Below are 13,034 nucleotides of genomic sequence, written 5' to 3'. Positions count from 1 at the left end.
AAGGACAGACACGAAACGACTCCCTCTGGGCATATGGATAGACATAGGGAGAAATGGAGAGGTGATCATGATGATGGGTTTTGGATTTGACCAAAAGGCCATGAAGCTGCTGGGCAAAAATGTACAGGTGAAAATGATCAATGGCGTCGTCATCAAGGGAACCATGACTCATTTCAACAATGGCTACCTATGCTTTATCACCACATACAAACAACAAAACGACGCCGAGAAAACGAAAATACGCAGACTTGCGTTAAAAGACGTTACCTCGATGCAAGAGGTGTGAGTCCCCGATGCCCATAACGAAATAAGCCATCTTTCCTAGTCATTTAGGAAGATGGCTATATTTATTTTAGATCATGCCTCCATACGAACGGATGATCTCAGTCGCAAGATCACCTTGTTCCTCTGGTACGACTGCCGTTAACAAGACACTGCGATTCAAATTGTCATCGCCCCGGTCTGCCATGCCGCTGGCGTCAGGATCTACTGCTGCCATGACACTTGCATCCCTGCCGCTTGGGAAGTCAGCTGCCAGTGTAAGGTTACCCAAGCTGGGAAAATCTCCGGATATGGGATTCAGGATCTGTTCATTCCCGTCACCAGGGAATTGTCCGATTCTGTCGATCTGAATGATGGAAAAACCAGCTTGTCGAAGTGCTTTTTCTGCCTTTTTGGCATCCTCTTCGGTGTGAAATCCTGCAAGAATGTTACGTTCCTTCACGCATATCAGCCTCCAGATATGATAAATGCTACCAATTGTTTGTACATATAGTGACTCTACGTCTATTTTTTTATTCGACAGCAATTTACACTTGATGTTGTCGTTAATCTTATGGTAAAGTCGACATAGTTGGTTTCTTTAGGCAATTTGGCAGATAAATGGAAACTAAATTATGGGTTATTCGACCTAGTCAATATATTAAAAATTTTCAGGAAATGGAACGAGCAAGTTGTATCTGTTTTCAGGAGGGACAAGTTATGCATTGGTCAGAATGGAAGGCCAAGCTGCAGGAACGGTCATCACGAATCGTTCGAGATTGCAGTGATCTGGCGAAACGTACAATGAAACGTACAAGCTCTTACATCCAGTCGCATAAAAAACAATCGCTATCAGTTGCGGCAGGTCTAGTTTTGACGATTGCTGCTGGAGCTTCTGCACAATACTATTACACAAGCAATGTCAATTCTGTCTACCATGTCAGTGTGAACGGCAAAGAGATTGGCGTGGTAAACGATCCAAATGTGATTCATAACTGGACAGCAGCCAAGCTGGAAGAGGAAAAGGCAAAAACAGGCCTTAACTTGCAAATGGCTGACTATATCACATTTGAAGAAGAGCGTGAATTCAAGGCACCGTTCAATAACGATGCCGCTGTGCAAGCTCTGGCATCCGTAGCGGATCTCAAGGTTCAGGGCGTTAAGCTGACGATTGACGGCAAAGTAGTAGGGTACCTGCCAGACCAGCAAGCGGCTGATCAAGTACTGGCTGAAGTGAAGCAAAAATATTCCGGAGTTCCTGCAACGACAGGGAAAAAGGCTGTTGTAGCAGCAGCATCCACAGTCCCAGTCAAACCGAATCCGGTAAAAGAAGTCGCATTTAAAGAAAACGTAGAGATGCAAACCGAAACAGTCGATGCATCTCAAATTTTGTCTGCCGATAAACTCGAGGAGTTGCTGGTAAAAGGCACCTTCAAGGATATGAAGCACACGGTCGTAGAAGGCGATTGCATCGGTTGCATCGCGAAGAAATACGGCATTACATCAAAGGATATTTACGCCAACAACCCAGGTGTTACGGAAAATACCGTCCTTCAATTGGGACAAGAAATCAATGTAACCGCAGTGCGTCCGCTGGTTACTGTACAAGTCAAAGAAGAAGTGGATCAGCAAGAGGTTATTGCTTTTAATACCCAAATTAATAACAATGACAAGATTCCTAAAGGCGAAACAAAAGTCGTACAAGAAGGTAAAAACGGCAGTAAAACAGTTAAGTACGAAGTTTTGAAAGAAAATGGACAAGTAGTCAATCGCAAAGTCATCAAACAAGATGTAACTGTGCAGCCTGTAACCAAAATTATGGAGCGCGGTACAAAAGTTATCCCATCGCGCGGTACAGGCCGTTTGAGCTGGCCTGCTAGCGGATATATCAGCAGCGGCTTCGGCAAGCGCTGGGGCAGCATGCATAAAGGAATTGATATTGCCGGTTCTGGTTCTGTCATGGCGGCAGACAATGGACGTGTCACATTCGCTGGTTGGAATGGTGACTATGGAAAATCGGTTATCATCGACCACGGCAATGGAATGAAGACATTGTACGGTCACATGAGCACAATTAGTGTGAAAGTCGGCGATGTCGTTAGCCAAGGAAAGAAAATCGGCGTAAAGGGTTCGACTGGACAATCGACCGGCGTCCACCTGCATTTTGAGGTTATACAAAATGGACGAAACCAGAACCCGATTCGTTACTTAAATTAGACTAGTAATTTCTGGATGAGAAAGGGCAACTCTTAGGAGGGGCCCTTTTTTTGCTGGCAGGGATTGAATGCCAAGCCCTTCTTTACATGGCGTACATGGTGTATTGTAGAGGAATAGTGATAGTCGAAGTGGAATCCTTGAAGAGGCAGTTTAAGAGGAAACAGGCGACTGTTGGAACACGTACTTTTAGAAAAAGGAGGGCGCAGGATGGCAAAACTCCTCGTAGTTGACGATGAAAAACCGATTGCAGATATTTTGAAATTCACGTTTGAAAAAGAAGGATATCAGGTCGTATGCGCCTACGATGGTGATGAGGCACTTGTCGTGGTCAAGGATGAACGACCGGATCTGATTTTATTGGATGTTATGCTTCCAGGCAGAGACGGAATGGACGTATGCCGAACCGTTCGTCAAACGTATGATGTTCCGATCATCATGCTGACCGCCAAAGACTCTGAATTGGATAAAGTACTCGGACTGGAATTGGGCGCGGACGATTACGTGACGAAGCCATTTAGTACGCGTGAGCTGGTAGCCCGTGTAAAGGCCCATTTGCGTCGTAACCGCCCGAAAGTGGAAGAGAAGGATAGCCAGCATGTACTGCGTGTGCATGAGCTGGAAATCGATTTGAACTCGTATACCGTCGAAAAGGTGGGAGAAGCATTAGAGCTGACGCACCGTGAGTTTGAGCTGCTGGTGTACCTCGCTCGCCATCAGGGCCAAGTATTGACGCGAGAGCATCTCCTGCAGTCGGTCTGGGGATTTGACTATTTTGGCGATGTGCGGACGGTAGATGTGACCATCCGTCGTTTGCGGGAAAAAATCGAGGATGATCCAAGCCAGCCGAAGTACATTATCACGCGGCGTGGTTTGGGCTATACATTACGCAATCCCGGCATGGGAGGCCAGCCTGGATGAGGCGGCTGTTCAAAACCGTTCAGTGGAAAATGGTCATCATTTACATGCTGTTGATTTTGCTTGCGATGCAATTTATTAGCGCCTATTTTGCCCGGGAAGTCGAGAGCTACTACATCAACAACTTTTCCGAGGCCTTGAATGGACAAGCCAGTTTGTTAGCGAGTTTGCTGGAAAACGATTTACGTCCGCATGACGGGAAGGAATCAAACGCCGAACAAAACCGCCTGGACATCGATAACCTGATCAACAACCTGGTAAAAATCAATGGAGCGAATGTACAGGTCATCGATCAGACAAGAACGGTGGTTGCGACGACGGAGGACAAAAGTACAATTGGACAGCGGACCTCGCAGCCTGAAGTGACGGTTGCCCTGCTCGGGACGCGCAGTGAATCGATGCGGATCGACCCGAAGACGGGGGCGCGGGTGAAAGTATTGGCACTACCTGTTAAGGGCGATCAGATCGTATACGGTGCCGTCTACATGATCGCTTCGATGGAAGGCACTTATGCGACGATTGGTAAAATGAACGGCATCTTGGGGACAGGTACGATGATCGCAATGGTCATTACGGCGGTGCTCGGGGTCGTGTTGGCGCGCACCATCACCAAGCCTGTGAAGGAGATGACCCGTCAGGCACGATTGGTAGCAGATGGGGATTTTAACAGTAGTGTACGTGTCTATAGCGATGATGAAATAGGCCAGCTCGGTATGGCCTTTAATCATATGACCTTGCGTTTGCAGGAAGCCATCTTGCAGCAAGAGGAAGAACGTGAGAAGCTCGCGGGAATCTTGAGCAACATGACGGACGGTGTCATTGCCGCTAACCGCAATGGACAGATCATCCTGTTTAATCGGGCGGCAGAAGATATGTTGCAGGTGACGATGGCTGACGTCCTTCTCAAGAGACGTACCTTGTACGATCTATTGGGTCTGCCGCCAGAGGATGAGATGTCGCTCTATGCGCAGGAAGAACCGCTTATCATTGAGATGACGCTGCCGAATAAGGAAGAAGTGATCCTGCGTGTGACGTTTACGCCCTTACAGCACGATAGCAAAAAAATGGGTGGGATCATCGCTGTCGTAGCAGATGTGACAGAGCAGCAGCGACTGGAGCAGCAGCGTCGCGAATTCGTAGCGAATGTATCGCATGAGCTGCGGACACCGCTGACGACCATTAAAAGCTACGTGGAAGCGCTGCTGGATGGCGCAGTGGAAGAGCCAGAGCTGTCCCAACGGTTCTTGAAGGTTACTTCGTCGGAGACAGAGCGCATGATTCGCTTGGTAAACGATTTGTTGCAGCTATCGCGTTTTGATTCACAGGGAGTTCGACTGCATTGCAAGGAAGCGGACATCAATCGATTGTTGCGTTATGCTGCCGATCGTTTTTCCATGTTCAGTGAGCAACAGGAGGTTCAGCTTAGTCTGGATATGCCGAGCAAGCTTCCGCCGGTTTATATTGATTTGGATGCGATCAATCAAGTACTGGATAATCTTTTGTCCAATGCGATCAAGTATACGCCTCAAGGAGGCACCGTGGTTCTCATGGCAAAAGAGAACCACAAGCAAAAGCGAGTGCAAATCTCCATTACCGACACAGGAATCGGTATTCCCAGCCGCGATTTGAAGCGAATCTTTGAGCGCTTCTACCGCGTAGACAAGGCGCGTTCGCGCGGTCAGGGTGGAACAGGCCTGGGATTGGCGATTGCCCGCGAATTAGTACAGGCACACGGTGCAGATATCGAGATTACGAGCGAATGGAACGTGGGAACGACAGTCACGTTCTGGGTGCCATTTGCCCAAGGAGGAAAAACGGGATGAAGCGGATGCTAGAGCCTGCCAAGACCGTCTTACTCAATCTGCTAGTGCTAGCCAGCTTTGTTTTGACAGCGATGTTGTGGTCGAATCAACCCAACCTTCAATTTATTGAGCCGGCAGAGTATACGCAGTCAAAGCCCGTTCAGGAAAAACAACTCGAACAGCTCGTTACGCCGGAATCCGTTGTTTTTCACTATGGGGAAGATCGCCATACGAAAGCATCCGCAACCGATGCTCCTTACAGTTTGATCGTGCGAGAAATGTCGAAATGGATCTTCCTCGATTTTTCTCCGCTCACCATCTCCAATGAGAAATGGGAAGATATTGCCCGGGAAAAGATGGGTTTGGAAGTGCGCTTTCGGAGCACGGTTCCCTTGTCAATTGTAGGTCGGCTGGTAACCTTTCGGGATGAGTTTGACAACCGAATGAAAGGGATTGACCGATTGTGGTTGTACTACGAGAAGGACGAGGATGTCGTCTACGCGTTATTTTTGTCGACTGAGGAAGGTCGAATGATGCGTTCTCGAACGTCGATCAGCCCCAAGGATTTGCGTGAATCGTATTTGGCTTCTGGTGATTTAATGCCTGAGCAAATCATGAAAATCGTCAAACCAGAGCGAAGTTTCGTAGATATGGAAGGGCCTGTACCGATATGGAACACCTATTATTTGCCCAAGAATCAGATGCGCATGCAGCAATTCCGTTACAGCTATTTACCTGTTACGAACGATAGACTGATCGAGTCCTACTTTATCGATCAATCGCTCGTCAGACAAATCATGGAGCGGGACAAAACGGTTATTTTTACAGATGGCAGCAGATCGATTCAATTAAGATCGGAGCAGCAGGCGTTCACGTTTACTGATCCGGCGTATCAACAGCGGGATCAGGAGCTGTCTGATGAAGAAAAAGTGCAGAGTGCCGTTACCTTCATGAATAAGCACTTGGGCTGGCTTGATGACTACCATTTTGAACGAATCAAGAAGAGCTACAATGAAAAAGACTTGATCACGTTCCGCCAGTACTTGGGGGCGTATCCCTTGATCAGTGTCGGGGAGGACAAGCAAATCGATACGATCCAAATTACCTCAGAAGCAGGTCAGGTTGTGACGATGAGCCGATCGCTGCTGGATTTGGACAAGTATATCGATAACAAAGAGTGGACGGTTATGTCTGGCCCGGAGCTGTATCAATATATCCGCGACAAAAAGCTGGCGGACACAGAAAAAATCACCAACGCTTATTTGGCTTACCAGACCAAAGTAGGCGAAGGATACGTGGATCTGATGCCAATCTGGGTTGTGGAATTGGCGAATCAGGCGAACCTGTATATTTCTGCGCACACCAAACAGGGAGGAGGGAAGGCGCATGGATTGGAGTAGGACGAAGACGATTCTGATCTGGGCCTTTCTACTCCTCGATTTGTTTCTCCTGTATCAGGTGTACGTGACGCGCATTAGCCTGTGGAATGACAAGGAAGTCGCGCAGAGCGAGAAATGGAATACAGAGCTGTACTTGAATCAGCAAAATATCACATTGGATACAGAAGTGCCGCAGGATACACCGGAAATGTCCAATTTGGATGCGGAGTATATCGGAATTAATCCGATTTCCTTGCATGAGATATCAGGACTTCAGGCGACGGTAGAAAAGATGGCACTGGCTGCCAAGCTGGACCCACCGATGCAGATTCGTGGTCAACTGAATCCTCAGGAGCTCTTGCGTCAAATTGGGCCGAGGCTGATTTATTCCGATCAATACGTAGCCGATCCGTATCAATCGAATCAAGCGCGGCTCTTGTATTGGCAGGTCTATGATAAAATGCCAGTATTCGTCGCGCCGTTGGAAATGTATTTGGACAACGGAACAATACTTGGCTACAGGCAGACCTTTTTCCACCTTCGCAAGCAGCAGGGGGAACGACAGGTGATCTCTGGTTATGCGGCACTACGCTCTCTGGTGGACAAGCAAATCATTTCACCAGGAGAAAGGATTGAGAATGTGAGCCTGGGTTATTACGGTTCTTACGATGCGGATATTCAGACGCTGGTGCCTGTATGGCGCGTGGTTCACGATGGCAAATGGCATTTTGTCAACGCGATTACAGGAGCGCTGGAGCGTCCGATGGTAACGCAGCGCTGAATAAATAGATAGACAGCCTGGAAAGATACGGGAAGAGGGATGTTCGGTGAGATTTAGTGTGTTGGCAAGCGGGAGTACGGGCAACGCCATTTACGTGGCAACAGACCGTATTTCTGTATTGATCGATGTAGGCATTACAGGAAAGCAGGCAGAAGCGGCACTGGAGACCATTGGCGTCAATCCAGCGGAGCTGAGTGCCATTCTCGTCACCCATGAGCACGTCGACCATATTAAAGGAGTCGGCGTCATGGCGCGGCGATATGGATTGCCGATTTACGCCAATGAAAAGACATGGTCGGAGCTGGATGGGCAAATCGGGACGATCAAAGAAGATCAGCGACGCTTCTTTTCTGTGGGGGAAAAGAAAGAGTTGGAGGACTTGGGCATCGAGTCATTCGGAATCTCGCATGATGCCGCCGAGCCGATGGGCTTCTGTTTTTATCACGGCAAGAAAAAGCTCAGTGTCGCGACTGACCTGGGGTATGTCAGCGATCGGATCAAGGAGACGATCCGTGGAGCAGATGCGTATGTGTTCGAGTCCAATCATGACGTTGAGCTGCTGCGCATGTCCCAGTATCCATGGAGCATCAAGCGACGTATCTTGAGTGATGTCGGGCACTTGTCCAATGAAGCGGCGGGCGATGCTTTGCTCGATTGTTTGACAGGGGGGGCAGAACGCGTATACCTCGCCCACTTGAGTAAGGAAAACAACATGATTGATTTGGCTCGACTGACGGTCAAAAACATCTTGGAGGAGCGGGGGCTGTCTGTTGGTGACGATGTGCATCTGCGCGATACGTACCCGGATCGACCTACCAAGCTGGAAGAGCTATAAGATTGGTTTGATCCCCGCTTGACGACTGGCGATGCGCTCTGTGAGCTTAGAGTACGTATCGAGTTGAAAGGTCAATTGTGTATCGAGCTCATTCACTTTGGCAGTCAGCTCGTCATGTGTCAGCAGTCCTTTGGCTACTAGCAGCTCGATAAGGGCATGCAGGACAAGCGTATTGTGGTAGTCTACTTCCTGTAGGTCGGCAAGCTTGGCGATGAGGTGGACTTCTTTCAAGTCTATCAATCCTTTCTATTTGGTTTGTCAGGAAAAGCTTTTAATCTATCATATCCGTGCTCTCGGAGAAATATTCCGGGAGCTTTTTTCTATTCCACAACCTTTCCATAATTCTCACGCCATTTTGCCGAAAGCGGGTCGTATACTAAGGGTGTCAAAAGGAAACAGACATCAACGAATCCATCATGCAAACCAATTACGGCGCATGTCATTGTGTATACGAGCATGAAAAACCTGCAAAGCTAGTAATGGTAGAAGTTAGAAAGGAGAGTATGAATCATGGGTTTTTATGATGATTTAACTCACGTGGAGCGAAAAAAACAACGCGGTTCTAACATTGGACGTATGGTCGTGACGTCGGTAACGTCCGCGGTAATTGGGGGGATGGTCGTCCTGCTCACGCTGCCGACTCTCTCCAATGCGGGATATATTAATATGGTTGAGCCTGGAACAGAAAATGCGCTAAGCAGCAGCAATTCCTCCGCTTCTAGCCTGTTTGCTAAGCCAGTATCTGTAAGTGTGGGATCGGGTACAGTAGAAGCCGTGAAACAGGTAGAAAATGCGATTGTTGGTGTCATCAACATCGGTCAGCGCAGAAACAGTTGGATGCAGAATACGATGGATGTCGAGCAGGGCCAAGGTTCTGGTGTCATCTTTGAGAAAAAGGGCGGAAAAGCCTACATCGTTACCAACTACCACGTAATCGATAAGGCGCAAAAGCTGGAGGTTGCCCTGCCAACAGGTGAAAAAGTATCGGCGAAAGTGGTCGGCGCCGATGGTTACAACGATCTGGCCGTACTGGAAATCGACGCCTCCAAGGTTACGGACGTTGCTGAGTTTGGTGATTCTTCTACCTTGCAGGTGGGCGAACCGGCCATTGCCATCGGGAACCCGCTGGGCATGCAGTTCTCCCGGACCGTAACTCAAGGCATCATCAGTTCCAAGGAACGCTCCATGCCAATGGACTTTAACGAAGATGGTCAGGATGACTGGGAGCTGGATGTCATTCAAACAGACGCAGCGATCAACCCTGGTAACAGCGGTGGTGCTCTCGTGAACATCGAGGGTCAGGTCATCGGGATTAACACCCTGAAAATTTCCAAAGCAGGTGTCGAAGGGTTAGGCTTTGCCCTCCCGATCAATGATGTCAAAGTGATCGTGGATCAGCTGATGGAAAAAGGCACACTGGAACGTTCTTACCTCGGTGTGCAGCCACTCGACTTGGCCAATGTGCCGCGCTACGAATGGAAAGAAACCTTGAATCTGCCTGACAGCGTGAAAGCCGGCGTCGTCGTGCAAACAGAGGTAGGCAAATTCTCTCCTGCGGGTGAAGCAGGCTTGAGACAATTCGATGTCATCGTCAAGCTGGACAACAAGGACATTTCCAACAGCGCTCAGCTGCGCAAGTATTTGATGATGAACAAAAAGCCGGGCGATACGATGGACGTTACGTACTATCGTGACGGTATCCAGAAGACTGCCAAAGTGAAGCTGACCGCACCGCCACAGCAGTAAGAAGTACTGACCATTTTGTGGGCAGGCATGTGAAGGAAACAAACTTTGACGGGCAATTCCGGGATGCATTTTGTCCCGTTTGCATATATGCAGTATCTGAAGTTCCCCCCTCTATCTATTTTTAAATAGATCCCTTCTTAAGAGCGCCGAGCTGATACGGCGCTCTCTTTTTTATGTTGGTCGACCGGACTTTGATGGAGGAGAGAAAAAAGAAGAAAACGCTCAAGTTCTTGGGCTACCTGCCGGGAGGCGGTTCTGCCCAGCTCCATGTAAAAAAAGAAACCCGCGTCCAAAGTCGCGCAGCTGCGCAGTATCTCAGAGGTGGACGCTAAAGGCAGTTTCACTTTTTCCATTACGCTTCGGTTGGTATCCCAAAGACTTTCGCTTTTTTCTTCTTTTTTCTCTCTAAAGCTTTAACTGTCCGTCGAAGGTTAAAAAACAAAAGCTATAAAATACAGAGGATTATGTTTGGAAACTCATCGAGGCCTTTTTGGTGGATTCATTTGTTTTGTTGCTGTTCTGGGGTAGAATAGGAAGCGACATTATTGAACGGAAAAGAGGAAATTTGATATGGACATGAAGATGAAAAGCTTACAAATAGAAGGCAAAGAAGTTGAGTTATTGGTGGAGTATCCGGTGCGGTTTGCTTGCATGGAGCATTTGGAGCAGGAGTTGGATGATTACGTAAATGATTTTGAGGCGGCGCCGGATACGTATGCGGTACAGGCGATTGAGGGTGATGGAGTAGACAAGCGTTGTCGGGAATGTGGAGAGCCTGGGCAGATTGCGCTTTTGAAAGAGAAGGGAATGTAGGATCATGCAAATTTCGATTGTTACGGTAGGGAAGCTGAAGGAGAAGTATTTGCGTGAGGGCATTGATGAATACAGCAAGCGCCTGTCTGCTTACTGCAAGCTGCAAGTGATAGAGGTCAATGATGAAAAGGCGCCGGAAGAGATGAGCGCGGCGGAGATGGAGCAGGTGAAGCGCAAGGAAGGCGAGCGCATCCTGGCGCAGATCAAGCAGGATCAGTATGTGATTGCGCTGGCGATTGATGGACAAATGTGGTCGTCGGAGAAGCTGTCTGCGGAGATGGACAAGCTGGCTTTGCATGGACGCAGTCAGGTGGCGTTTGTGATAGGTGGGTCGTTGGGGTTGGCTGATCAGGTGTTGAAGCGGGCGGATGCGTTGCTGTCGTTTTCGAAGATGACGTTTCCGCATCAGTTGGTGAGGTTGGTGCTGCTGGAGCAGGTTTATCGGGCGTTTCGGATTAGTCGGGGGGAACCGTACCATAAGTGACGGATAATTTTTTTCGAATAACGGGCCAGTTAATTAGATTAAATACGGGAGAAGCTGAAGATGAGTGTTCAAGACAATAATAAAAACCCAGGTAAAAGACAATTTAAACGACCTAATAAAGGGATGATTACTTATTCAAAGATAGCCAAGAAGGTACACAATAAATTAATTGATGAATCACAAGACGGGAAGGCATTGTCTTCTCGTCAGTTAGAACGCTTGTTTGAAAGTCTCCTATACTATATTGGATTGGGAGAAGGCAAAGCAAAAGATGAAAATGAGCAATATGCATTTGAAGTAGAAAAAGAAGCGATTGTGAGTGCAATTTCTCTAGAATTGAGTCGTAAAGACAGCTATCTAAAGAAAATAGCTCAGGGGAAAGAAGACACAATTGAAGTTGAGGATATGTTTATATTCTTTAATCAGATGATGAAGCATACATCAGGAGAAATGAATGAAGAAGAAAGGAGATCATTCCTTTTAGAACTAGACGAGAACTTAAGTTATTCTCTATTGGTATGCTACTACAACATTAGTTCGACATTACATACTATTGTGAAGATGATACACGATTATCCATATATACATCAATTACATATTTTAAATGAAATACAACAAGAAGTTTTCGCTAAATATGAAAAACAAATACGTACAGAATTGGATGAAATACAGCAACATCGTAATGAGCTTGAAGAATTGCTAGCAGATATAGAAGGACCGGACACCCCCGATGAGTGATCTCATCGGGGGTATTTTTTTGCAAATTGACGACATAATTTATGATTTTATGTCGTCGAGCAGGTTCACCACATGAAGGCATAATGAAAAGCGTAGACAACAATAAACGAAAGGATGGTTGCTCGTTATGCCGACCTCAACTACATTTGTAGGCTACAAGGCTACGTTCCATGAAGGCAATATCAGATTTGAAAAAGGATTACTCGAAAGAGAGGATCCGAAAGTCATTCAGGCTTACATCTATCACAAGATGCTAAAAGATGTAAAAAAACTAAAGCCGAAACCAAACCTGGTTTGCCTTACATCCAGAGGTGTACAAGCCGAATGGGTATTGCCGAAGCCGATTATGTTTCAAACACAGGATGAGGTAGATCGGTGTGTAGATCAGATCAATAAGGGCTTCAAGAAGAACTGGTTTGCACGATATTACTCACTCGACTTGATTCCGATGTGTAATTGCCACTAGAAGGATCAAGCAATACCGCCAGAAAACATAAGGAGCGAATTTACAATGAAACTCAGAGTTCTTCTTAAACAGTATGGTGTGCAGGCCACAGAAAATATTATCAATGTTCTACTTGGTAGTCATAAAGCAAAATTTCACTTCGGCTTGGGTTTTGAGTACATCGACGAGTTCTCGTTTTTTATGCCGTATTACAATGTGATTGTGCCGAACCCAGATAATGAAAGTGAACGTGAGATCCTTTTTGAGAACATAAAGCAGTCAACAACTGGGGTTACTGGGGTAAAGAGAGTCGATGGTCAAGTCATTTTTGGATGTGAGGCTGATGAGGGCCCGTTCGTCGTAACAGTAGACGATGTTGCCTATATAGCTAACAGTTTTTTGGGACCGGAGATTGCTGCCAGATTAACAGAGTTGGGAGTTTCAAATTTCCAAATAGAGTTTCTAATCGACCAGCTTGATACGCCCCTTGTAGAATAGTAAGCCAATGTAGCAGGAAAAAAGTCCAAAATTTTTTCTACTAAAATGCTGGTCACAGCGGGGAGTGCCTAACCTAGGTGAGGTAGATCTCGTAAACAGTTGCGAAGCTTTCAATACTTA

Annotated in this window: 15 protein-coding genes; 13 read left to right on the top strand and 2 right to left on the bottom strand. The window is 47.1% G+C overall.

What is annotated here, in order from left to right:
• The first annotated feature begins 70 nt into the window (after positions 1 to 70).
• Positions 71 to 286, top strand: a complete 216-nt coding sequence (locus EL268_RS32045; protein WP_020477510.1) for a hypothetical protein — start codon at positions 71 to 73, stop codon at positions 284 to 286.
• Positions 287 to 352: 66 nt separating this feature from the next.
• On the opposite strand, the gene EL268_RS32040 is transcribed toward EL268_RS32045, so the two are convergent.
• Positions 353 to 808 carry a hypothetical protein gene (locus tag EL268_RS32040; protein WP_106656845.1) on the bottom strand — a complete coding sequence of 152 codons (456 nt, stop codon included), beginning with the start codon at positions 806 to 808 and terminating at the stop codon, positions 353 to 355.
• 173 nt (positions 809 to 981) lie between these two features.
• Here EL268_RS32040 and EL268_RS32035 point away from each other — a divergent pair, with 173 nt between their 5' ends.
• The 6 genes from EL268_RS32035 to EL268_RS32010 all read left to right on the top strand — a co-directional run bounded on the left by EL268_RS32035 (position 982) and on the right by EL268_RS32010 (position 8,190).
• Positions 982 to 2,478: a LysM peptidoglycan-binding domain-containing M23 family metallopeptidase gene (locus EL268_RS32035; RefSeq protein WP_106656844.1), complete on the top strand. Its 1,497-nt coding sequence runs from the start codon at positions 982 to 984 to the stop codon at positions 2,476 to 2,478.
• A 207-nt stretch (positions 2,479 to 2,685) separates the two neighbouring features.
• Positions 2,686 to 3,396: a response regulator YycF gene (yycF, locus tag EL268_RS32030; RefSeq protein WP_047070265.1), complete on the top strand. Its 711-nt coding sequence runs from the start codon at positions 2,686 to 2,688 to the stop codon at positions 3,394 to 3,396.
• Positions 3,393 to 5,216: a cell wall metabolism sensor histidine kinase WalK gene (gene walK / locus EL268_RS32025; protein ID WP_106656842.1), complete on the top strand. Its 1,824-nt coding sequence runs from the start codon at positions 3,393 to 3,395 to the stop codon at positions 5,214 to 5,216. The genes yycF and walK overlap by 4 nt, the downstream gene beginning before the upstream one ends.
• Complete coding sequence (locus tag EL268_RS32020; RefSeq protein ID WP_106656841.1) at positions 5,213 to 6,595, top strand: YycH family regulatory protein; 1,383 nt, start codon at positions 5,213 to 5,215, stop codon at positions 6,593 to 6,595. The genes walK and EL268_RS32020 overlap by 4 nt, the downstream gene beginning before the upstream one ends.
• Positions 6,582 to 7,355 (top strand): two-component system regulatory protein YycI, encoded by a 774-nt coding sequence (locus tag EL268_RS32015; RefSeq protein WP_106656840.1) that lies wholly within the window; start codon positions 6,582 to 6,584, stop codon positions 7,353 to 7,355. Before EL268_RS32020 ends, EL268_RS32015 begins: the two co-directional genes overlap by 14 nt.
• A gap of 46 nt (positions 7,356 to 7,401) precedes the next feature.
• Entirely contained in the window at positions 7,402 to 8,190 is a 789-nt protein-coding gene (locus EL268_RS32010; RefSeq protein WP_047070261.1) for an MBL fold metallo-hydrolase, read from the top strand.
• On the opposite strand, the gene EL268_RS32005 is transcribed toward EL268_RS32010, so the two are convergent.
• Complete coding sequence (locus tag EL268_RS32005) at positions 8,185 to 8,421, bottom strand: hypothetical protein (RefSeq protein ID WP_106656839.1); 237 nt, start codon at positions 8,419 to 8,421, stop codon at positions 8,185 to 8,187. The genes EL268_RS32010 and EL268_RS32005 overlap by 6 nt on opposite strands.
• Positions 8,422 to 8,700: 279 nt before the next feature.
• Between EL268_RS32005 and EL268_RS32000 the strand changes: the two genes are divergently transcribed.
• The 6 genes from EL268_RS32000 (at position 8,701) to EL268_RS31975 (ending at position 12,914) form a co-directional block, all read left to right on the top strand.
• On the top strand, positions 8,701 to 9,936 hold the full coding sequence (locus EL268_RS32000; RefSeq protein WP_106656838.1) for a S1C family serine protease: 1,236 nt from the start codon (positions 8,701 to 8,703) through the stop codon (positions 9,934 to 9,936).
• 570 nt (positions 9,937 to 10,506) lie between these two features.
• Entirely contained in the window at positions 10,507 to 10,749 is a 243-nt protein-coding gene (locus EL268_RS31995) for a CxxH/CxxC protein (protein ID WP_106656837.1), read from the top strand.
• 4 nt (positions 10,750 to 10,753) lie between these two features.
• Complete coding sequence (gene rlmH, locus EL268_RS31990; RefSeq protein ID WP_106656836.1) at positions 10,754 to 11,233, top strand: 23S rRNA (pseudouridine(1915)-N(3))-methyltransferase RlmH; 480 nt, start codon at positions 10,754 to 10,756, stop codon at positions 11,231 to 11,233.
• A gap of 60 nt (positions 11,234 to 11,293) precedes the next feature.
• Complete coding sequence (locus EL268_RS31985) at positions 11,294 to 11,971, top strand: hypothetical protein (RefSeq protein WP_106656835.1); 678 nt, start codon at positions 11,294 to 11,296, stop codon at positions 11,969 to 11,971.
• Between the two features lie 127 nt (positions 11,972 to 12,098).
• Entirely contained in the window at positions 12,099 to 12,437 is a 339-nt protein-coding gene (locus EL268_RS31980) for a hypothetical protein (RefSeq protein WP_106656834.1), read from the top strand.
• A gap of 45 nt (positions 12,438 to 12,482) precedes the next feature.
• Positions 12,483 to 12,914, top strand: coding sequence for a hypothetical protein (locus EL268_RS31975; RefSeq protein ID WP_106656833.1), 432 nt, complete (start codon positions 12,483 to 12,485; stop codon positions 12,912 to 12,914).
• The last annotated feature ends 120 nt before the right edge of the window (positions 12,915 to 13,034 follow it).

Origin of the sequence: Brevibacillus brevis (genome assembly GCF_900637055.1) — a bacterium.
GTDB lineage: Bacteria > Bacillota > Bacilli > Brevibacillales > Brevibacillaceae > Brevibacillus > Brevibacillus brevis.
Note: the sequence above shows the minus strand (reverse complement) of the source record. Positions and strands in the feature narration are given on the sequence as shown.

Excerpts from the sequence above, each read along its gene's own strand:
- EL268_RS31980 (WP_106656834.1), top strand. The coding sequence starts at position 12,099 with ATGCCGACCTCAACTACATTTGTAGGCTACAAGGCTACGTTCCATGAA.
- yycF (WP_047070265.1), top strand. The coding sequence starts at position 2,686 with ATGGCAAAACTCCTCGTAGTTGACGATGAAAAACCGATTGCAGATATT.
- rlmH (WP_106656836.1), top strand. The coding sequence starts at position 10,754 with ATGCAAATTTCGATTGTTACGGTAGGGAAGCTGAAGGAGAAGTATTTG.
- EL268_RS31975 (WP_106656833.1), top strand. The coding sequence starts at position 12,483 with ATGAAACTCAGAGTTCTTCTTAAACAGTATGGTGTGCAGGCCACAGAA.
- EL268_RS32015 (WP_106656840.1), top strand. The coding sequence starts at position 6,582 with ATGGATTGGAGTAGGACGAAGACGATTCTGATCTGGGCCTTTCTACTC.
- walK (WP_106656842.1), top strand. The coding sequence starts at position 3,393 with ATGAGGCGGCTGTTCAAAACCGTTCAGTGGAAAATGGTCATCATTTAC.
- EL268_RS32035 (WP_106656844.1), top strand. The coding sequence starts at position 982 with ATGCATTGGTCAGAATGGAAGGCCAAGCTGCAGGAACGGTCATCACGA.
- EL268_RS32020 (WP_106656841.1), top strand. The coding sequence starts at position 5,213 with ATGAAGCGGATGCTAGAGCCTGCCAAGACCGTCTTACTCAATCTGCTA.
- EL268_RS31995 (WP_106656837.1), top strand. The coding sequence starts at position 10,507 with ATGGACATGAAGATGAAAAGCTTACAAATAGAAGGCAAAGAAGTTGAG.
- EL268_RS31985 (WP_106656835.1), top strand. The coding sequence starts at position 11,294 with ATGAGTGTTCAAGACAATAATAAAAACCCAGGTAAAAGACAATTTAAA.
- EL268_RS32045 (WP_020477510.1), top strand. The coding sequence starts at position 71 with ATGATGGGTTTTGGATTTGACCAAAAGGCCATGAAGCTGCTGGGCAAA.
- EL268_RS32000 (WP_106656838.1), top strand. The coding sequence starts at position 8,701 with ATGGGTTTTTATGATGATTTAACTCACGTGGAGCGAAAAAAACAACGC.